This is a genomic window from Aromatoleum buckelii (genome assembly GCF_012910785.2).
Classification (GTDB): Bacteria; Pseudomonadota; Gammaproteobacteria; order Burkholderiales; family Rhodocyclaceae; genus Aromatoleum; species Aromatoleum buckelii.
The window spans coordinates 394,900-414,127 of record NZ_WTVH02000010.1; the positions used below are offsets into that span (position 1 = coordinate 394,900).

Genomic DNA, 19,228 nt, shown 5'->3' on the forward strand with positions numbered 1-19,228 from the left:
GTCGCGATGAGCCCGTCCGTCGTGCTGCGTGCCCTCGTTGCCGTAGCGATGCTGCCGGCGCTGGCTGCGTGCGAGAACAGCGCCACCGCCTACGTCATCGATGGCAGCCAGCACGCGTTGATCCTGGTGCGCGAAAAACCTTATTTCTGGCGCAGCACGGTGAATCAGGCTGTCATCGCGTCGCGCCTGCCGCAGTGCCAGCGGCGCGTCGCGATCCATCCTGACAGCACCGAGCTGACACGCCTCGAAGTGTTCGAAGCCGGCGACCGGCTGTGGGCGCTGCATCAGGGGGATCGCTGGTATCTCGTCAGCACGGCCGGATGCCAGGTGCAGGACTGGGAGAACGTCCCCGGTACGCGGCCGGGGCCACTCGTCGGCACGTTCGAGCTGCAGGAAGGCGCTGCCGCTTTTATCCCCGCGGCGCGGTGATCGCGCGCGTATAATCGCCGCGGGAAGTTCGCCAGGCAGTCGCTGCGTGCATTCGTGTGCGTGGAGGAAAGTCCGGGCCCCGCAGAGCAGGATGCCGGCTAACGGCCGGGCGTCGTAAGGCGACGGAAAGTGCAACAGAAAGCAAACCGCCGATGGCTCCGCGAGGAGATCAGGCAAGGGTGAAATGGTGCGCAGCGCGCGTCGAGCGTCGTTGCGGACGGGGTGCAAGCTTCGTCGGGTAAGAGCCCACCGCAGGACTGGCGACAGGACTGGCACGGCAAACCCCATCCGGGGCAAGGCCAAATAGGGGAGCAATGGCGTGGCTCGCGCTGCTCCCGGGTAGGCTGCTTGAGCGCCGCGGCAACGCGGCGCCCAGAGGAATGACTGCCCGGTGCCTGTGATGCGAGTCGCAGGCGCTCGACAGAACCCGGCTTATCGGCGAACTTCCCATCCCTTCGGGCAAGTACCTTGTCATCCCCGTTAAGGGGTAGCCCCACATCGGGTAATTCCTACCTGCATTTTATCCATTATTCATTGAAATCCGTTATAGGCCTTGATTTTTCAGGGTTTATACGGAGTCTTCATATTTTTCATAAGTCATTGTGTCGCAACGGAAAAGTCCGTTCTCGCGGCTTGACCGGGGTTTACCTTTCCTCTAGAGTGGGAACCGGTGGGGATTGGTGGGTCAAAGTGTCATACGACGTTTCACTCGAAGAAGAATTGCGGGGGATGAATGTTCCAGGGAGCCATTGCGCTCAGTCTCGATGCGAAGGGTCGCCTCGCGATTCCGGCTCGGCACCGTGACGCACTCGTCCCTGACGGCGCGCCCCTGGTGATCACCGCCCACCCCCACAAGTGCCTGCTCGTTTATCCGCTGTCGGCATGGGAACCGATTCGCGACCGGATTGCGGCGATGCCCGGCTTCGATCCGCGCACCTCTGCATTCAAGCGCTTGCTGGTCGGTTTTGCCCAAGAGGAAGTCCTCGATGCCGCCGGGCGGGTGCTGCTCGCCGGCTCGCTGCGGCAATGGGCGCAACTCGAAAAGCAGGTCTGGCTGGTCGGTCAGGGGGCCCATTTCGAGCTTTGGTCCGATGCGGGCTGGCAGGCCCAGCAGGAGGCGATGCTGGCGCTGACGGGCGACGCGCTACCCCCCGGATTCGAGAGCCTGGCGCTGTGAGTGCCGCTCCGCAACATGTCACCGTGCTGCTCGCGGAGGCCGTCGAGGCGTTGGCGATCAGGCCGGGCGGCGTCTATGTCGATGGCACGTTCGGCCGCGGCGGCCACAGCAGGGCAATCCTCGCGAAGCTCGATGCCGACGGACGGCTGATCGCGTTCGATCGCGATCCCCGCGCGATCGAGGTGGCCCTCGCGTTGCCCGATCCGCGGCTGACCGTCGTGCACGCGCCGTTCAGCGCGTTCGCCGAGGAGCTCGATCGGCTCGGACTGGAACATGTCGACGGCGTATTGCTCGATCTGGGCGTGTCGTCGCCGCAGCTCGACGAGGCGGCGCGGGGTATGAGTTTTCGTTTTGACGCGCCGCTGGACATGCGGATGGATACGAGCCGCGGGCAAACCGTGGCGCAATGGCTGGCCGATGCGTCGGTCGCGCAAATCACCGAGGTGCTGAGGGATTATGGGGAAGAACGGTTTGCTTATGCGATTGCAAAGGCGATTGCAGCTGCTCGGGCAGGGGGGGCTGTCGCAAGCACTCGACAGCTTGCCGAGATCGTGGAAAAAGCGGTCCGTACACGCGAGCCGGGGCAGCACCCGGCGACGCGCAGCTTTCAAGCTCTACGGATTTTCATCAATCAGGAGCTCGAAGAGCTGTCGCTAGTGCTGCCGGCTGCGGTCGAGCGGCTCAAGCCCGGCGGCCGGCTGGTGGTGATCAGCTTTCATTCGCTCGAAGACCGCATCGTCAAGCGCTTCATGCGTGACGAATCGCGTCCGCCGCAGTTGCCGTCGCGTCTGCCGCTGCGGGCGGCCGAACTGCCGCAGCCGCGCCTGCGGCTCGTCGGCAAGAGCCAGCGTCCGGGGCCCGCCGAAGTTGCCGCCAACCCGCGCTCGCGCAGCGCGGTGATGCGCGTCGCCGAACGGGCAGGGGGCGCGGCATGATCCGCGCCGACGCGTTTCTGGTCGCGCTCGTCGTGAGCAGCGCGCTCGGGGTGGTCGCAGCGCAGCATCAGGCGCGCAAGCTGTTCTCGGAGCTCGAGCGGGAACAGGCGCGCGCCCAGGGCCTGGAAGTCGAGTGGGGGCAGCTGCAGCTCGAACAAAGCACGTGGGCTGCGCATGCGCGGGTCGAGAAGATTGCGCGCGAACGGATCGGCATGCGTCCTCCTGCACCGGGACAGGTGCTCACGGTGGAGGGAGGGCACGAGTCCGCCGAACCAGGGCTGCCGAAGTGAGGACGTGCGCATGAGAAAACAGCGCCCGTTGCCCTTCAACCACAACCCGTTGCTGAAGAACGTTCTTCCGGCATGGCGTTCGCGGCTGGTGATGTCCGCCCTTCTTGCATGCCTGCTGGCGCTCGTCGGACGCGCGCTGTATCTGCAGGGGTTCAACAACGAGTTCCTGCAGGCGAAGGGCGAATCGCGCTACGCCCGCGCGATCGAGGTGCCGGCAACGCGGGGCCGCGTCATCGACCGGCATGGCGACGTGTTGGCTATCAGCACGCCGGTGCGGTCGATCTGGGCGATTCCATCGGATGCACGGCTGTCGCCGGCAGACGCGCGCAAGCTCGCCGAGCTGCTCGAGACGAGTGTCGAGGAGCTGAACGGACGGCTTGCGACCAGTCACGACTTCGTCTATCTGAAGCGCCAGCTGTCGCCCGAACTGGCGCAGGAAATCACCGCGCTGAAGCTTCCCGGCATCCATCAGCAGCAGGAATACCGGCGCTACTATCCGGGCGGCGAAGTGATGGCGCACATGCTCGGTTTCACCGGCGTCGACGACAAGGGCCAGGAAGGCGTCGAGCTAGCGTTCGACAAGCTGCTGACCGGTACGGCGGGAGCGCGCCGGGTCATCCGCGACCGGCGCGGCCAGGTCGTCGAGGATGTCGAGGCGATCCGTCCGCCGCACGATGGCCAGGACCTCGTGCTGGCGATGGACGCCAAGATCCAGTATCTCGCGTACTCCGCGCTGAACCAGGCGATGCAGACGCACAAGGCCAAGGCGGGCGCGGCGGTGGTGCTCGACGTGCGCACCGGCGAAGTGCTGGCCCTCGTCAACGCCCCGACTTACAACCCGAACAACCGTACCAACCTCAGCGGCGCGCAATTGCGCAACCGCGTGTTCACGGACACGTACGAGCCCGGCTCGACGATGAAGCCTTTCATCGTCGGACTCGCACTCGATCGTGGCAAGGTCGAGCCGACCACCGTCATCGACACGGCGCCGGGGCGGGTGTCGATCGGGCGGTCGACGATTTCCGACTCGCACCGGCACGGCCCGCTGACCGTCGCGGAAGTGATCCAGAAATCGTCGAACGTCGGCACCGTCAAAATGGCGATGAACCTCGCGCCGGAGGAAATGTGGCGCATGTTCAACGAGCTCGGTTTCGGCGCCCCGCTCGATCTCGGATTTCCTGGTGAAGCGAGCGGGCGGCTGCGTCCGGTGAAGACGTGGAAGCCGATCGAGCAGGCGACGATGTCGTTCGGCCACGGCATTTCCGTCAGCCTCATCCAGATGGCGCACGCCTATCTCGCGTTCGCGCGCGACGGCGAACTGCTGCCGCTTTCGCTGACGCGCGTCGACACCCCTCTGGCTGCCGGCAAGCGCGTGTATTCGGTCGAGACCGCGCGCGAGATGCGGTACATGCTCGAGCTCGCGGCCGGCCCCGGCGGCACCGCGCCGCGCGCACAGATCCGCGGCTACCGCGTGGCCGGCAAGACCGGCACGGCGCACAAGCTCGAGGGCGGGCGATACGCGAACAAATATGTATCGTCCTTTGTCGGTTTCGCCCCGGCGTCCGATCCGCGACTTATCGTAGCGGTGATGATCGATGAACCTTCTGCCGGTCAATATTTTGGCGGGACGGTCGCGGCGCCGGTTTTCGCGCAGATCACCGAAGGGGCGCTGCGGGCCTTGGGCGTAGCGCCGGATGCACCGCTTGTTCCGCTGCAGGTCGCCGGCAAGGCGGAGCAGGCACGAACCGCACGGGGGGGCATGTGAGCGCCGCCCGCGCCCGTGAAATCCTCGAACGGCTGCGGCTGTCCGGTGTCGTCGCGCACGGCATCACCGCCGACTCGCGTCGCCTGCAACCCGGGGATCTGTTTGCCGCGTGGCCCGGATTCGCAGCTGACGGCCGGCGTTACGTTGCCGCCGCGATCGAGCGCGGCGCCGCCGCGGTGCTGTGGGACGACAGCGACGGCATGCGGCTCGAAGCGCTGTCGGTGCCCGCCGTGCCGGTGCCCGGTTTGCGCAGCCTCGGCGGCTTCCTCGCGCACGAGATCCATTCCCGTCCCTCCGGCAAACTGTGGATCGCCGGCGTGACGGGGACCAACGGCAAGACGACGGTGAGCCAGTGGCTCGCCGCAGCGCTCGCCGGGCTCGGCCTGCGCTGCGGCGTCATCGGCACGCTGGGCTGCGGTTTCCCCGGCGAGCTCGTCGATAGCGGCAACACGACGCCCGACGCGCTCGAGGTGCACCGCATGCTCACCGCGTTCGTCGCGGAAAGTGCCGGCGCGGCGGCGATGGAAGTCTCGTCGATCGGGCTCGATCAGGAGCGCGTCAATGGCGTCGAGTTCGACGTCGCGGTGTTTACGAACCTGACCCGCGATCATCTCGATTACCACGGCAGCATGGAAACCTATGCAGCCGCGAAGGCGCGCCTGTTCGACCTGCCGGGCATCGGTGCCGCGGTGATCAATTTCGACGACGACTTCGGCCTCGCCCAGGCGCGGCGGCTCGCGGCGAGCGGCATGCCGGTGATCGGCTATACGCGCTTCGCGGACCGCGCCGGCGCGGTGCCGGGCGCGCGCGTGCTGGTCGCCGCGGGTGAGCAGAACGTCCCGTCGGGCCTGCGCTTCGCGCTCGGCTGGGAGGGCGGGCACCACACCGTGCAGGTGCGCATGGTCGCGCCATTCAATGTCTCGAACCTGATGGCGGTGATCGGATCGCTGCTGGTCCGCGACGTGCCGATGGACGACATCCTGCGCAGCGTGTCGCGGCTGACGCCGCCGGCCGGGCGCATGCAGCTGGTCGGCGGCGTCGGCGAGCCGCTGGTGGTCATCGACTACGCGCACTCGCCCGACGCGCTCGCCCAGGTGCTCGAAGCGGTGCGCAGCACGGCGCAGGGGCGGGGCGGGCGCGTCGTGTGCGTGTTCGGCTGCGGGGGCGACCGCGACGCGGGCAAGCGGCCGATGATGGGAGATGTCGCGCGCGCGCTTGCCGACCGCGTGATCGTCACCAGCGACAACCCGCGCAGCGAGGATCCGCTGAAGATCATCGACGCGATCGTGCAAGGCGCCGGCCCGAACGCCGAACGGGTCGTCGATCGCGCCCAGGCGATTCGCATCGCGGTCGGCGAAGCGGGGGCCAACGATGTGATCGTGCTCGCCGGCAAGGGGCATGAGCCTTACCAGGAGGTGCTGGGCGTGCGCTTGCCGTTCTCCGACGTCGAGCAGGCGCGACTTGCGGTGCATGCATGGAATCGAAGCCAGGGAGCAGACCAATGATGACGCTGCACGAAGCGGCGCAAGCTCTGGGTGTCGTCGCGACGACGCCGGGACATTTCAGCTCGGTGGGAACCGACAGCCGGAAGATCACGGCCGGGCGGCTTTTCGTCGCGCTGCGCGGCGAACGTTTCGATGGCCATGAATTCGTCGCTCAGGCGGCGGCCGAAGGGGCGGCAGCGGCGCTCGTCGATGCGCAGTGGGCGGGCGCGCAGCCCGAGCCGTCACGGTTGCCGCTGCTCGTCGTCGAAGACACGCGGCTGGCCTTGGGACGGCTCGCCGCACACTGGCGTGCGCGCTTCGAACTGCCCGTGATCGGAGTCACCGGCAGCAACGGCAAGACCACGGTCAAGGAAATGTGCACCGCGGTCCTGCGCGCGCAGGCCCGGCGCGATGGCTGTGGTGCGGAAGCGGTGCTCGCGACTGCGGGCAACTTGAACAACGACATCGGCCTGCCGCTGACGCTGCTCGAACTGCGCAGCGGTCATCGCGCAGCGGTCGTCGAGATGGGCATGAACCGCCCCGGCGAAATCGCCTACCTCGCCGGCCTCGCGCGTCCGACCGTCGCGATCGTGACGAACGCGCAGCGCGCGCATCTGCAGGGGATGGGGACGGTGATCGAGATCGCCCGCGAAAAGGGCGCGATCTACGAGGCGCTCGGGCCGGATGGTGTCGCAGTCATCAACGTCGACGATTTGCAGGCGCGGTACTGGCGGGAGCTCAACGCGGCGCGCCGCACGCTCACCTTTTCGCTCACTCCGCAAGCCGATGTCGCCGGCGAATGCACGCTGCGCGGCCTCGGCTCCCACCTCGACCTGACGACTCCGTCGGGGCGCATCGTTGTCGACCTCCAAGTGCCGGGCGAACACAACGCTCGGAACGCGGCCGGAGCCGCTGCAGCGTGCCTTGCGGCCGGAGCGAGTCTTGATGCGATCGCTGTCGGGCTCGCGGCCTACGCCGGCACGCGGGGACGGTTGCAGCGGCGAACCGGGCCCAACGGTGCGGTGATCCTCGACGACAGCTACAACGCGAATCCCGATTCGCTGCGCGCCGGGATCGACGTGCTCGCGGCCACCCCGGGACAGAAGATCCTGGTCCTCGGCGACATGGGCGAAGTCGGCTGGACCAGCGCGCAGGTTCACGACGAGATCGGCGGCTATGCCAAAAGCAAGGGCGTGGACGCGCTGTTCGCGCTCGGCGAAATGAGCGCGGTGGCGGCGAGCAACTTCGGCGACGGCGGGCGCCGTTTCACGAGTGTCGAAGCGCTGGTCGCGGCGCTGACGAGAAAGCTCGATGCCGAGACCGTCGTGCTCGTCAAAGGCTCGCGCTTCATGCGCATGGAACGGGTGGCGGACGCCCTTGTGGCGGTGCACAATGGCGCCCCCTCGACGGAAACAAAGTAATCGATGCTGCTCGAATTCGCCCTCTGGCTGGGCCAGGACATCCGCGCCTTCAATGTGTTCGGCTACATCACGTTGCGCACGGTCATGGCCGCGATGACCGCGCTGCTGATCTCGTTCGCTTTCGGCCCGGCGCTGATCCGCTGGCTCGCGGCGAAGAAGATCGGTCAGGCAGTGCGCGACGACGGGCCGAAGTCCCACCTGACCAAAGCCGGCACGCCGACGATGGGCGGTGCGCTGATCCTCATCGCGATCGCCGTCACGACGCTGCTGTGGGGGGACCTGCGCAACCAGTACGTATGGGTGACGCTGCTGGTGACGCTCGGCTTCGGCGCGGTCGGCTGGGTCGACGACTGGCGCAAGGTCGTGCATCGCGATCCGAAAGGGCTCGCGAGCCGCTGGAAATACCTGTGGACGTCGCTGATCGCGCTCGCCGCGGCGCTGTTCCTCGGCCTGACGGCGAACGAACCGGCGCAGACCGAACTGATCGTGCCGTTCTTCAAGGCCGTGTCGTATCCGCTCGGGATGCTGGGCTTCGTCGCGCTGTCGTATTTCGTCATCAACGGCACGAGCCACTCGGTGAACCTCACCGACGGCCTCGACGGGCTCGCGATCATGCCGACAGTGATGGTCGCAGGCGCCCTGGCGATCTTCGCCTATGTCGCCGGCCATGCCGGATTCTCGAAATACCTCGGCGTGCCGTACATCGCCGGCGCCGGGGAACTCGCGGTGTTTTGCGGCGCGCTCGCCGGGGCGGGGCTGGGTTTCCTGTGGTTCAACGCGTATCCGGCCGAAGTGTTCATGGGCGACGTCGGCGCGCTTGCGCTCGGCGCGGCGCTGGGCACGGTCGCCGTCGTCGTGCGCCAGGAGATCGTGCTGTTCATCATGGGCGGGCTGTTCGTCGCCGAGACGCTGTCGGTGATGGTCCAGGTGCTGTATTTCAAGGCCAGCGGCGGCAAGCGCATCTTCCGCATGGCGCCGCTTCATCACCACTACGAGCTGGGCGGCTGGAAGGAAACCCAGGTGGTGGTCCGCTTCTGGATCATCACGATCATGCTGGTGCTGTTCGGCCTGTCGACGCTGAAGCTGCGATGAGTGCACTGACCGGAAAACACGTTCTGGTTCTCGGGCTGGGCGAGTCCGGGCTGGCGATGGCGCGCTGGTGTACGCTGCGCGGCGCGCGCCTGCGCGTTGCCGACAGCCGGCAGACGCCGCCCGGGCTCGATGCGCTGCATGCGGATGCGCCGCTGGCCGAAATCGTCGTCGGCAGCTTCGGCGCGGAAGTGCTGAACGGTATCGATCTGGTTGCGCTCAGTCCGGGACTCGACCCGCGCGTCGGCGTCGCCGCCGAAGCGCGCCACCGCGGATTGCCGCTGACCGGCGAGATGAGCCTGCTCGCCGAGGCGCTCGACGAACTCGGGGTGCGGGCGCAGACCCGCATCCTTGCGATTACCGGCACCAACGGCAAGACCACCACCACTGCGCTCACCGCCGCTCTCGCCCGATCGGCAGGCGTGGATGCGGTGGCGGCGGGCAACATCAGCCCGGCGGCTCTTGATGTGCTGATGGACCGGCTGGCACAGGGCGCTCCGCTGCCCGAGTGCTGGGTGCTCGAGCTGTCCAGCTTCCAGATCGAGACGATGCGTGCACTCGATCCCGAGGCCGCGACCGTGCTGAACGTCAGCGATGACCATCTCGATCGCTATGTCGACGTCGACGAATACGCTGCCACCAAGGCTGCGATCTTCGAAGGCGGCGGCGTGCAGGTACTCAACCGCGACGACGGACGGGTGGCGGCGATGGCCTTGCCCGGACGCCCGCTGATCCGCTTCGGCGTTTCGGCGCCGCGGGCGACGGACGACTACGGCATCGCGGAGATCGCCGGCGAAGCGTGGCTGGTGCGCGGATCACAACGCCTGCTCGCGCTGGCCGACCTGCCTCTTGCGGGCCGGCACAACGCCGGCAATACGCTGGCCGCGCTGGCCTTGTGCGAAGGCGGCCTGGGCATCGCGCCGCAGCGCCTGACCGACGCTGTCGTCGCGTTTCGCGGCCTGCCGCATCGCGTCGAGCTGGTCGCCGAGCGCAGCGACGGCGTGCGCTTTTATGACGATTCCAAAGGTACCAATGTCGGCGCCACGGTGGCTGCGCTCGACGGGATGGACTGCCCGGTCGTGCTGATCGCCGGCGGCGACGGCAAGGGACAGGACTTTTCGCCCCTGCGCGAAGCCGTTGCGCGCCACGCCCGGGCAGTGGTGCTGATCGGGCGCGATGCCGCCCGCATCGAGTCCGCGCTGCAAGGGTCGGCGGTCGCGGTCGAACATGCACCGGACCTCGAGGTAGCGGTCGTTCGCGCCAACGAGCAGGCTCGGCCCGGCGACGCGGTGCTGTTGTCGCCTGCCTGCGCGAGCCTCGACATGTTCCGCAACTACGCGCATCGCGCCGAAGTGTTCGTCGCTGCAGCACGGCGGCTGCCGCAGGTGCGCGCATCATGAAGTTCGCCAGCGCGTTCGCCGGTTTCCTTGCCACGCGCCACGAAAACGGCGGCACGCAGACGAGCCGCGCGGTCGACCGCCTGATGCGCCCGGCCGATTCGCAGCGCGAACTCGATCCGCTGCTGATCTGGCCGGCGGCGGGGCTCCTGCTGATCGGGCTGGTGATGGTTTACTCGTCGTCGATCGCCATCGCCGAAGGCAGCCGCTTCACCGGCCACCAGTCGCATTACTTCCTGCTGCGGCACGCGATGTTCCTGGCGGTGGGGGTCGGCGCCGGGCTCGCCGCGTTCCAGCTGTCGATGCGCCAGTGGCAGGGCCTCGCGCCGTGGCTGTTCCTCGTTGGCCTCCTGCTCCTCATCGTCGTGCTGATCCCGGGCGTCGGTCGCGAGGTCAACGGGGCGCAGCGCTGGCTGCCGCTCGGTCCGCTGAACCTGCAGCCGTCGGAGCTGATGAAGCTGTTCGTCGCGCTGTATGCCGCCGATTACACGGTACGCAAGTTGCCCGACATGGGCAGTTTTCGTCGTGGCTTCCTGCCGATGGCGGCGATGATTCTGCTGGTCGGCTTCCTGCTGCTCGGCGAGCCCGATTTCGGCGCTTTCGTCGTCATCACCGCGATCGCGTTCGGCGTGCTGTTCCTCGGCGGCATCAACGTGCGAGTGTTCGCGCTGCTCGCGCTCGTCGCGGTGATCGGCTTCATGCTGCTGATCTGGCTGTCGCCGTATCGCCGCGACCGCATTTTCGGCTTCATGGACCCGTGGCAGGACGCGTTCGGCAAAGGCTACCAGCTGTCGCACGCGCTGATCGCATTCGGCCGCGGGGAATGGTTCGGCGTGGGGCTCGGCGCGAGCGTCGAGAAGCTGTTCTACCTGCCCGAGGCACACACGGATTTCCTGCTCGCGGTGATCGCCGAGGAGCTAGGTTTCGCCGGAGTGCTGACGGTGATCGCGCTGTTCGCGATCCTGATTCATCGCGCGCTGGTCCTCGGGCGCGAGGCGGTCAAGCTGGAGCGCTATTTTTCCGGCCTCGTCGCGATGGGCATCGGACTGTGGTTCGGCGTCCAGTCGTTCATCAACATGGGCGTCAACATGGGTTTGCTGCCGACCAAGGGACTGACGCTGCCGCTGATGAGTTTCGGTGGTTCGGGCATCGTCGCGAACTGCCTCGCGCTGGCGATCCTGCTGCGCGTCGACTGGGAAGTGCGCCAGTTGAAGCGGGGGACCGCAGCATGAGCACTTCGCCGGGCCGCCCCAAGAAGTGCTCAGTCCCGCTTGGCGGGACCGCGCGCAGCGCGAGGGTGCCCCAATGAAGACGCTGCTCGTGATGGCGGGCGGCACCGGCGGCCACATCTTCCCCGGCGTCGCCGTCGCCGAGCAGTTGCGCGGGCGCGGCTGGCGCATCGTGTGGATGGGCAACCCGGATGGCATGGAGGCGCGGATCGTGCCGCAGCACGGCTACGAGACCTCGTGGGTGCGCTTTGGCGCGTTGCGCGGCAAGGGGCTGCTGCGCAAGTTGCTGCTGCCGCTGAACCTGCTGCGCGGTTTCTGGCAGGCGCAGGGCGAACTGCGGCGCATCCGGCCCGACGTCGTGCTTGGCATGGGCGGTTACGTGACTTTCCCGGGCGGCATGATGGCGGCGCTGCTCGGCCGTCCGCTGGTGCTGCACGAACAGAATTCGGTCGCCGGACTCGCCAACCGCGTGCTCGCCGGCGTCGCCGACCGCGTGCTGTCGGGCTTTCCGCACGCACTAAAGAAAGCCGGCTGGGTCGGCAATCCCGTGCGCGCCGACATTGCTGCCGTGCCGCCGCCGGACGAACGTTTTGCCGGGCGCAGCGGGCCGCTGAAATTGCTCGTCGTCGGCGGCAGCCTCGGTGCGGCGGTGCTGAACGACACCGTGCCGAAAGCACTCGCGCGGATCGACAAGGCGCAGCGGCCGATCGTCACGCACCAGGCCGGCGCGAAGCAGCTCGAAGCGCTGCGCGCGGCGTACGCGGCGGCCGGCGTCGAGGGCGAACTGCTGCCGTTCATCGACGACATGGCGTCCAGATATGCCGAAGCCGATCTCGTCGTCTGCCGTGCGGGGGCGCTGACGGTCGCGGAACTCGCGGCGGTCGGGGCGGCGAGCCTGCTGGTGCCGTTCCCGCACGCCGTCGACGATCACCAGACGGGAAACGCGCATTTTCTCGCCGATCGCGGCGCCGCCTACCTGCTGCCGCAGCCGGAGTTCGATGCCGAACGGCTGGCAGGCATCATCGAGAGCCTCGCCCGCGACCGCCTGCTCGACATGGCGACGAAAGCGCGGGCGCTGGCCAAGCCGCGCGCGACCGAAGCGGTTGCACAGGCTTGCGAGGAACTCGCGGCAGGGAGAAAAAAGAAATGAAGCACAAGGTCAAGCGCATCCACTTCGTCGGCATCGGCGGCGCCGGCATGAGCGGGATCGCTGAAGTGCTGGCGAACCTCGGCTACATGGTCAGCGGCTCGGATCTGGGCGAGAACGCCGCGACGCGGCGGCTCGCCGCGCTCGGCGTGCGCGTGAGGTTCGGCCATGCGGCGGAGAATGTCGCGGACGCGGACGCGGTCGTGATCTCGACGGCCGTGCGCAACGACAATCCGGAAGTCGTCGCGGCGCGATCGCGTCATGTGCCGATCGTGCCGCGCGCGCAGATGCTCGCGGAACTCATGCGCCTGAAGCACGGCATCGCGATCGCCGGCACGCACGGCAAGACGACGACTACTTCGCTGGTCGCGAGCATCCTCGCCGAAGGGGGCATGGACCCCACTTTCGTCATCGGCGGCAAGCTCAATGCGGCCGGCGCGAACGCGCGGCTCGGCAAGGGCGATTTCCTCGTCGCCGAAGCAGACGAGTCCGATGCATCGTTCCTGCTGCTGACGCCGGTGATTTCGGTCATCACGAACATCGACGCGGACCACATGGACACCTACGGGCACGACTTCGCGCGGCTCAAGCAGGCGTTCGTCGACTTCCTGCAGCACCTGCCGTTCTACGGCGTCGCGGTGCTGTGCGAGGACGACCCGCACGTGCGCTCGATCATGCCGCTGGTGTCGAAGCAGGTCGTGCGCTACGGCCTGTCGGAGACTGCCGGCATCCGCGCCGAGAACGTCCGCGCCGAAGGCGGGCGGATGCTGTTCGACGTCGTGCGCACCAACGGCTCAGTGAGTCGGCTGCCGATCGAACTGAACCTGCCCGGCGTGCACAACGTGCTGAACGCGCTGGCGGCGATCGCCGTGGCGACCGAAGTGCAGGTGCCGGACGCGGCGATCGTCAAGGCGCTGGCCGAATTCCGCGGCGTCGGCCGGCGCTTTCAGCGCTATGGCGAGGTGGCGTTGCGCGACGCCGAAGGCACACCGCAAGGCAGCTGCACGCTGATCGACGACTACGGCCACCACCCGGTCGAGATGGCGGCGACGCTTGCCGCGGCGCGCGGCGCATTCCCGGGCCGGCGGCTGGTGCTGGCGTTCCAGCCGCACCGCTTCACGCGCACGCGCGACTGTTTCGAGGATTTCGTCAAAGTGCTGTCGACCGTCGATGCGCTGCTGCTCGCCGAAGTCTATGCCGCCGGGGAGTCCCCGGTCGTGGCTGCCGATGGCCGCTCGCTGGCGCGGGCGATCCGCGTCGCGGGCAAGGTCGAGCCGGTGTTCGTCGAAGACATCGACGAGATGCCGGCGACGATCCTCGCGGCGGTGCGAGATGGCGATGTGGTGATCACGATGGGCGCCGGCTCGATCGGTGCGGTGCCCGGCAAACTGGCAAGCAGCGAGGAACTGGTGTGAGGGGCAACGGCGTGGGGGCAAAATTCGGGAAAGTCGCAGTGCTGCTCGGTGGCACGTCTGCCGAGCGGGAAGTCTCGCTGATGTCCGGCGGCGCGGTGCTCGCGGCGTTGCAGGCGGCCGGCGTCGATGCACACGGCTTCGACCCGGCGCAGCAGGATCTGCACATCCTTAAGGAGCAGGGTTTCGACCGCGCGTTCATCGCGCTGCATGGCCGCGGCGGCGAGGACGGCACGGTGCAGGGGCTGCTGGAACTGCTGAAGATCCCTTACACCGGCAGCGGCGTGATGGCCTCCGCGCTGGCGATGGACAAATGGCGCACCAAGATGGTGTGGGCGGCGTGCGGCCTCCCGACGCCGCGCTACGCGATCCTCGCCGCGGACACCGACTGGGACGCCGTCGTCGCCGAGCTGGGGCTGCCGATTTTCGTCAAGCCGGTGCATGAAGGCTCGAGCATGGGCGCAACGAAAGTCACCGCGGCGGGCCAGCTCAAGGCGGCGTGGGAGCTCGCGGCGCGCTTCGACGACCTCGTGCTCGCCGAGGAGTTCGTCGCCGGCGCCGAGCTGACAGTGCCTTTCCTCGGCGAGCGTGCGCTGCCCGTAATCCGCATCGAGGCGCCGGGGGGGAAATACGACTACCAAAACAAGTATTTCACCGACGAAACCCGCTACCTGTGCCCGAGCGGGCTGCCCGCCGAACAGGAGCAGACGCTACAGGCGCTGGTGATGAAGAGCGCGCGGGTGCTCGGCTGCCGCGGCTGGGGCCGCGCCGACCTGATGCTGACCGCGGACGGCCGGCCGTACCTGCTCGAAATGAACACGTCGCCCGGCATGACCGGCCATTCGCTCGTGCCGATGGCGGCCAAAGCCGTCGGTCTGGACTTCACCGCGCTGTGCCTGACGATCCTCGAGGACGCGCGCCTTGGCTGACTTCCGTCCCCGCGACGCGTTGCGCCACGGCGGCCTCGGCGGCAGCCGAGGGCCGGCACGCGCGCGCGAAAAGGAAGGACTGTGGGACAAGCCGGCGACGCTGAACCTGATTTCGGAGGTGCTGATGCTGTTCGCCGCGGTCGCGCTCGGCTACGCGCTCGTGGTGTGGTTTTTGTCGCGGCCGCTTTTCCCGCTGCGCGAAGTCGTCGTGCTGACGCCGCCCGCGCAGGTCACGACGGCGCAGCTCGAATACGTCGCGCGCACCGCGATCCGCGGCAATTTTTTCTCGGTCGACCTCGAGCAGGTACGCGGGGTGTTCGAGAAGCTGCCGTGGGTGCGCCGCGCCGAAGTGCGGCGGCGCTGGCCGGATGTCCTCGAACTGCGGCTCGAGGAGCACCAGGCGGCGGCGTACTGGACGGTTTCGGAGAGCGGCGAATCGCAGCTCGTGAATCGCTACGGCGAAGTGTTCATCGCCGCGAGCAACGCCGACATCCCGGCTTTTTCGGGCCCGCAGGGCTCGGCCGCATACATCCAGGCACGGCATCGCGAGTTCGAGCGCGTGCTCGAGCCGCTCGGCCGCCGTCTCGTCGGCCTCGCGCTGTCGGCGCGCCAGGCGTGGCAGCTGCGCCTCGACGACGGCTTGGTGATCGTGCTCGGCCGGGACCATGAAAAGGCCCCGACCGATCAGCGGCTGGCGCGCTTCGTTCATGCGTGGCCGAACGCGCGCGATGGCGTCGGAGTACAGGTGGCGGTAGCGGATCTCCGCTATCCGAGCGGATTCGCCCTCACTCCGGTGGGCGACTTGAAAGCAACGAAAGGCAAGCAATGAGCAAGGAATACAAGGACTTGGTCGTCGGCCTCGATATCGGTACCGCCAAGGTCACCTGCATGGTGGCCGAGTCGCGCCCGGATGGGCGCCTCAATGTCATCGGGCTCGCGACCCAGCCGACGAGCGGTCTCAAACGTGGCGTGGTCGTGAACATCGAGGCCACGGTCGATGCGATCGCACGCGTGATCCAGGAAGTCGAGCAGATGGCCGACTGCAAGATCCGCGACGTCTATACCGGGATCGCCGGCAGCCACATCAAGAGCTTCAATTCCAACGGCATGGTCGCGATCAAGGACAAGGAAGTCACGCCGCTCGACGTCGAGCGCGTCATCGAAGTCGCGCGCGCAATGCCGATCCCGGCCGAACAGCAGATCCTGCACATCCTGACCCAGGAGTTCATCATCGACGGCCAGGGCGGCGTGCGCGAGCCGATCGGCATGAGCGGCGTCAAGCTCGAGGTCAAGGTGCATATCGTCACCGGTGCGGTGTCGGCGGCGCAGAACGTCATCAAGTGCGTGCGTCGCTGCGGCCTCGAAGTCATGGACCTGATCCTGCAGCCGCTCGCGTCGAGCTACGCGGTGCTGACCGACGACGAAAAGGATCTGGGCGTGTGCCTCGTCGACATCGGGGGCGGCACGACCGACATCGCCGTCTTCACTCATGGCGCGATCCGCCACACCGCAGTGCTGCCGATCGCCGGCGACCAGGTCACCAACGACATCGCGATGGCATTGCGCACGCCGACTTCCGAAGCCGAGGAGATCAAGATCCGTCACGGCGTCGCGATGCACACGCTCGCCGACCCCGAGGAGATGATCGAAGTGCCCGGCGTCGGCGACCGGCCGCCACGGCCGCTGTCGCGCCAGCGTCTCGCCGATGTCATCGAGCCGCGGGTCTCCGAACTGTTCGAGCTGGTGCAGGCCGAATTGCGCCGCAGCGGCTACGAGGAGCTGCTGTCGTCGGGGGTCGTCCTGACCGGCGGTTCCTCCGTGATGCTGGGCATGGTCGAGCTCGGCGAGGAAGTGTTCCACATGCCGGTGCGCATCGGCTCGCCGCAGTATGCAGGAGGGCTTGCCGACGTCGTGTGCCAGCCGCGCTATGCGAACGCGATGGGGTTGGTGATGGAAGGGTCCGCGCAGCGCCGGCGGGGCATGCTGGCGCGTGAAACACGCAGTGTCCGCCAAGTGTTCGGGCGGATGAAATCATGGTTCGAGAAGAATTTCTGAGCGGACGGGGAGTCGTCCGTCGAATTTGAAGGTGCGCCCGTGTTGACCGGCTATTTAGTTATAGAATTTTCGTTTGATACTAAATCCGGTGGCTGAGGGCACAGTGCGCAAAACGGTTGATATTCAGGAGACGAGGCAAATGATCGAAATCGTTGAGAAGGAACAGACCGGCACGGTGATCAAGGTGATCGGCGTCGGCGGGGCGGGCGGTAACGCCGTCGACCACATGATCCGCGAGAATGTGCAGGGCGTGGAGTTCATCGTCGCCAACACCGACGCCCAGGCGCTGAGCCGCTGCCTCGCGCCGAACAAGATCCAGCTCGGCAGCTCCGGGCTCGGCGCCGGATCGAAGCCCGAAGCCGGCCGCGCCGCCGCGCAGGATTCGCGCGACGCGATCGCTGCGGCGCTCGACGGCGCGCACATGTGCTTCATCACCGGCGGCATGGGCGGCGGCACCGGCACCGGGGCCGGCCCAGTGGTTGCGGAGATCGCGAAGGAGATGGGTATCCTGACCGTCGCGGTCGTCACCAAACCGTTCGATTTCGAGAACCGCTTGCGGGTCGCCGAAAGCGGCGTCGAGGAACTGACCCGCTACGTCGATTCCCTGATCATCGTGCTCAACGACAAGCTGCTCGAAGTGTATGGCGACGACGCCGGCTTCGAGGACTGCTTCCGCTCGGCCGACAACGTGCTGAGGAGCGCGGTCGGCGGCATCGCCGAGATCATCAATGTCCCCGGCCTCGTCAACGTCGACTTCCAGGACGTGCGCACTGCGATGGGCGAGATGGGCCGCGCGATGATGGGCTCGGCCGAAGCCGGCGGCCTCGATCGCGCGCGCATCGCGGCCGAGCAGGCCGCGGTCAGCCCGCTGCTCGAAGGCACCGAACTGTCCGGCGCGCGCTGCGTGCTGATCAACATCACCGCCAGCCGCTCGCTGAAGATGTCGGAAGTGCGCGATGCGGTGAAGACGGTGCAGGCGTTCGCCGCCCCCGAAGCCTTCGTGAAATACGGCACCGTGTTCGACGAGGCGATGGAAGACCGCGTGCGCGTGACCGTCGTCGCGACCGGCCTCGGCACGCCGCGCACCGGCCGCCAGCCGGTGATGCAGGTCGTGCAGGGCACGGGCACTTACGGCCCGCTCGGCGGCAACGGCAACATGGGCAACCTCGACGTCCCCGCCGTGATCCGCCACACCCGGCGCACCACCGTCGAGGCGATGAGCGCAAACGGCATGGGCACATACGACATCCCGGCGTTCCTGCGCAAGCAGGCCGACTGACGCCGCCGGCGTCTCGTCCCGTTCGACGGGCGCCCTGACGCGGACCGCTGCCTCCGGTCCGCGTCGGGCGCCTGCGGCCGTTCCGCGTTCCCGCCTCGTCTCCCGGTTTTCCGCCTCGTCATTTCCCCGGAGCGAAACGATCCTGCCGCGGTCCAACAAACTGTGGTCGGCAGTGCCGCCCGTGGACCCGTCCGGCCTGCGCGTTCCCGGAAGGCCCCCGTTGCCGTGTTAAACTGCTGGCCGGAAACAGGAATAATTCAAAAATGATCAGGCAGCGCACCCTCAAATCGATCGTCAAGGCCACCGGGGTAGGGCTGCACGGGGGACGCAAGGTCCAACTCGTGCTGCGGCCGGCGGCGCCAGACACGGGGGTCATCTTTCACCGCGTCGATCTCGATCCGCCGCGCGACCTGCCTGCCGATCCGTATTCCGTCTGCGACACGCGGATGTGCTCGGGGCTGGAGCGCGACGGGGCGAAAGTGGGCACCGTCGAGCACCTGATGTCCGCAGTGGCGGGCCTCGGCATCGACAACCTCCACGTCGACGTCGATGCGCCCGAGATTCCGATCCTCGACGGCAGCGCCGGCCCGTTCGTATTCCTGCTGCAGTCGGCAGGGATCGAGGAGCAGAAGGCGCCGAAGCGCTTCCTGCGCGTGAAAAAGGCAGTCGAGTACCGCGAGGACGACAAGTGGGTGCGGCTCGAGCCGCATGACGGCTTCCGGCTGACGTTCTCGATCGTCTTCAATCATCCAGCGATCGACAAGACCTCGACCAGCGTGACGATCGACTTCGCCGAGCATTCCTATGTGCGCGACGTCGCCCGTGCCCGTACCTTCGGTTTCATGCAGGATGTCGATTCGATGCGCGCCCACGGACTGGCCCTCGGCGGCAGCCTCGACAACGCGATTGTCATGGACGAATACCGCGTGCTCAATTCCGACGGCTTGCGCTACGTCGATGAGTTCGTCAAGCACAAGGTGCTCGACGCGATCGGCGACCTGTATCTGTGCGGCCACCCGCTGCTCGCGGCCTACAGTGCGCACAAGGCGGGGCACGCGCTGAACAACCAGATCCTGCGGGTCCTGCTCGAGGACCGCTCGGCGTGGGAAATCGTCACGTTCGAACAGCCGGGAATGACTCCCGCCGCGGTGAGTCATCAGTTCGAGCTCGCACCGGCGACCTGATCCCGA

At 67.4% G+C, this 19,228-nt stretch carries 17 protein-coding genes and 1 other RNA gene; all 18 read left to right on the plus strand.

Features of this window, described 5'->3' with window-relative positions:
• The first annotated feature begins 6 nt into the window (after positions 1–6).
• Complete coding sequence (locus GO608_RS12535) at positions 7–429, plus strand: hypothetical protein (RefSeq protein ID WP_169200013.1); 423 nt, start codon at positions 7–9, stop codon at positions 427–429.
• A gap of 23 nt (positions 430–452) precedes the next feature.
• An RNA gene (gene rnpB, locus GO608_RS12540) (RNase P RNA component class A) lies at positions 453–880 on the plus strand.
• A 282-nt stretch (positions 881–1,162) separates the two neighbouring features.
• A complete protein-coding gene (gene mraZ / locus GO608_RS12545) occupies positions 1,163–1,606 on the plus strand; it encodes a division/cell wall cluster transcriptional repressor MraZ (protein WP_169200014.1) in 444 nt (147 codons plus the stop codon).
• Positions 1,603–2,541 carry a 16S rRNA (cytosine(1402)-N(4))-methyltransferase RsmH gene (rsmH, locus tag GO608_RS12550; RefSeq protein WP_169200015.1) on the plus strand — a complete coding sequence of 313 codons (939 nt, stop codon included), beginning with the start codon at positions 1,603–1,605 and terminating at the stop codon, positions 2,539–2,541. Before mraZ ends, rsmH begins: the two co-directional genes overlap by 4 nt.
• The gene (gene ftsL / locus GO608_RS12555; protein ID WP_169200016.1) at positions 2,538–2,831 is read left to right on the plus strand and encodes a cell division protein FtsL; all 294 of its coding nucleotides are present in this window, start codon (positions 2,538–2,540) and stop codon (positions 2,829–2,831) included. The genes rsmH and ftsL overlap by 4 nt, the downstream gene beginning before the upstream one ends.
• 10 nt (positions 2,832–2,841) lie before the next feature.
• Complete coding sequence (locus GO608_RS12560; RefSeq protein WP_169200017.1) at positions 2,842–4,596, plus strand: peptidoglycan D,D-transpeptidase FtsI family protein; 1,755 nt, start codon at positions 2,842–2,844, stop codon at positions 4,594–4,596.
• Positions 4,593–6,101 carry a UDP-N-acetylmuramoyl-L-alanyl-D-glutamate--2,6-diaminopimelate ligase gene (locus GO608_RS12565; RefSeq protein WP_169200018.1) on the plus strand — a complete coding sequence of 503 codons (1,509 nt, stop codon included), beginning with the start codon at positions 4,593–4,595 and terminating at the stop codon, positions 6,099–6,101. The genes GO608_RS12560 and GO608_RS12565 overlap by 4 nt, the downstream gene beginning before the upstream one ends.
• Positions 6,098–7,501, plus strand: a complete 1,404-nt coding sequence (locus GO608_RS12570) for a UDP-N-acetylmuramoyl-tripeptide--D-alanyl-D-alanine ligase (RefSeq protein ID WP_169200019.1) — start codon at positions 6,098–6,100, stop codon at positions 7,499–7,501. The genes GO608_RS12565 and GO608_RS12570 overlap by 4 nt, the downstream gene beginning before the upstream one ends.
• Positions 7,502–7,504: 3 nt before the next feature.
• Entirely contained in the window at positions 7,505–8,593 is a 1,089-nt protein-coding gene (gene mraY / locus GO608_RS12575; protein WP_169200020.1) for a phospho-N-acetylmuramoyl-pentapeptide-transferase, read from the plus strand.
• The gene (gene murD / locus GO608_RS12580) at positions 8,590–9,990 is read left to right on the plus strand and encodes a UDP-N-acetylmuramoyl-L-alanine--D-glutamate ligase (RefSeq protein WP_169200021.1); all 1,401 of its coding nucleotides are present in this window, start codon (positions 8,590–8,592) and stop codon (positions 9,988–9,990) included. The genes mraY and murD overlap by 4 nt, the downstream gene beginning before the upstream one ends.
• Positions 9,987–11,219 (plus strand): putative lipid II flippase FtsW, encoded by a 1,233-nt coding sequence (gene ftsW / locus GO608_RS12585; protein ID WP_169200022.1) that lies wholly within the window; start codon positions 9,987–9,989, stop codon positions 11,217–11,219. The genes murD and ftsW overlap by 4 nt, the downstream gene beginning before the upstream one ends.
• Positions 11,220–11,292: 73 nt before the next feature.
• Entirely contained in the window at positions 11,293–12,366 is a 1,074-nt protein-coding gene (gene murG / locus GO608_RS12590) for an undecaprenyldiphospho-muramoylpentapeptide beta-N-acetylglucosaminyltransferase (RefSeq protein WP_169200023.1), read from the plus strand.
• On the plus strand, positions 12,363–13,778 hold the full coding sequence (murC, locus tag GO608_RS12595) for a UDP-N-acetylmuramate--L-alanine ligase (RefSeq protein WP_169200024.1): 1,416 nt from the start codon (positions 12,363–12,365) through the stop codon (positions 13,776–13,778). Before murG ends, murC begins: the two co-directional genes overlap by 4 nt.
• Positions 13,779–13,789: 11 nt before the next feature.
• Entirely contained in the window at positions 13,790–14,704 is a 915-nt protein-coding gene (locus GO608_RS12600; RefSeq protein WP_169200025.1) for a D-alanine--D-alanine ligase, read from the plus strand.
• Positions 14,697–15,533 (plus strand): cell division protein FtsQ/DivIB, encoded by an 837-nt coding sequence (locus GO608_RS12605; protein WP_169200026.1) that lies wholly within the window; start codon positions 14,697–14,699, stop codon positions 15,531–15,533. Before GO608_RS12600 ends, GO608_RS12605 begins: the two co-directional genes overlap by 8 nt.
• Positions 15,530–16,759, plus strand: coding sequence for a cell division protein FtsA (ftsA, locus tag GO608_RS12610; protein WP_169200027.1), 1,230 nt, complete (start codon positions 15,530–15,532; stop codon positions 16,757–16,759). Before GO608_RS12605 ends, ftsA begins: the two co-directional genes overlap by 4 nt.
• 139 nt (positions 16,760–16,898) lie before the next feature.
• On the plus strand, positions 16,899–18,038 hold the full coding sequence (gene ftsZ / locus GO608_RS12615) for a cell division protein FtsZ (RefSeq protein ID WP_169200028.1): 1,140 nt from the start codon (positions 16,899–16,901) through the stop codon (positions 18,036–18,038).
• Positions 18,039–18,301: 263 nt separating this feature from the next.
• Positions 18,302–19,222: a UDP-3-O-acyl-N-acetylglucosamine deacetylase gene (gene lpxC / locus GO608_RS12620; protein WP_169200029.1), complete on the plus strand. Its 921-nt coding sequence runs from the start codon at positions 18,302–18,304 to the stop codon at positions 19,220–19,222.
• Positions 19,223–19,228: the final 6 nt, after the last annotated feature.

Coding starts and splice junctions, on each gene's coding strand:
- ftsA (WP_169200027.1), top strand. CDS start 15,530: ATGAGCAAGGAATACAAGGACTTGGTCGTCGGCCTCGATATCGGTACC.
- lpxC (WP_169200029.1), top strand. CDS start 18,302: ATGATCAGGCAGCGCACCCTCAAATCGATCGTCAAGGCCACCGGGGTA.
- GO608_RS12535 (WP_169200013.1), top strand. CDS start 7: ATGAGCCCGTCCGTCGTGCTGCGTGCCCTCGTTGCCGTAGCGATGCTG.
- GO608_RS12570 (WP_169200019.1), top strand. CDS start 6,098: ATGATGACGCTGCACGAAGCGGCGCAAGCTCTGGGTGTCGTCGCGACG.
- murD (WP_169200021.1), top strand. CDS start 8,590: ATGAGTGCACTGACCGGAAAACACGTTCTGGTTCTCGGGCTGGGCGAG.
- murG (WP_169200023.1), top strand. CDS start 11,293: ATGAAGACGCTGCTCGTGATGGCGGGCGGCACCGGCGGCCACATCTTC.
- murC (WP_169200024.1), top strand. CDS start 12,363: ATGAAGCACAAGGTCAAGCGCATCCACTTCGTCGGCATCGGCGGCGCC.
- mraY (WP_169200020.1), top strand. CDS start 7,505: ATGCTGCTCGAATTCGCCCTCTGGCTGGGCCAGGACATCCGCGCCTTC.
- ftsL (WP_169200016.1), top strand. CDS start 2,538: ATGATCCGCGCCGACGCGTTTCTGGTCGCGCTCGTCGTGAGCAGCGCG.
- ftsW (WP_169200022.1), top strand. CDS start 9,987: ATGAAGTTCGCCAGCGCGTTCGCCGGTTTCCTTGCCACGCGCCACGAA.
- GO608_RS12560 (WP_169200017.1), top strand. CDS start 2,842: ATGAGAAAACAGCGCCCGTTGCCCTTCAACCACAACCCGTTGCTGAAG.
- ftsZ (WP_169200028.1), top strand. CDS start 16,899: ATGATCGAAATCGTTGAGAAGGAACAGACCGGCACGGTGATCAAGGTG.
- mraZ (WP_169200014.1), top strand. CDS start 1,163: ATGTTCCAGGGAGCCATTGCGCTCAGTCTCGATGCGAAGGGTCGCCTC.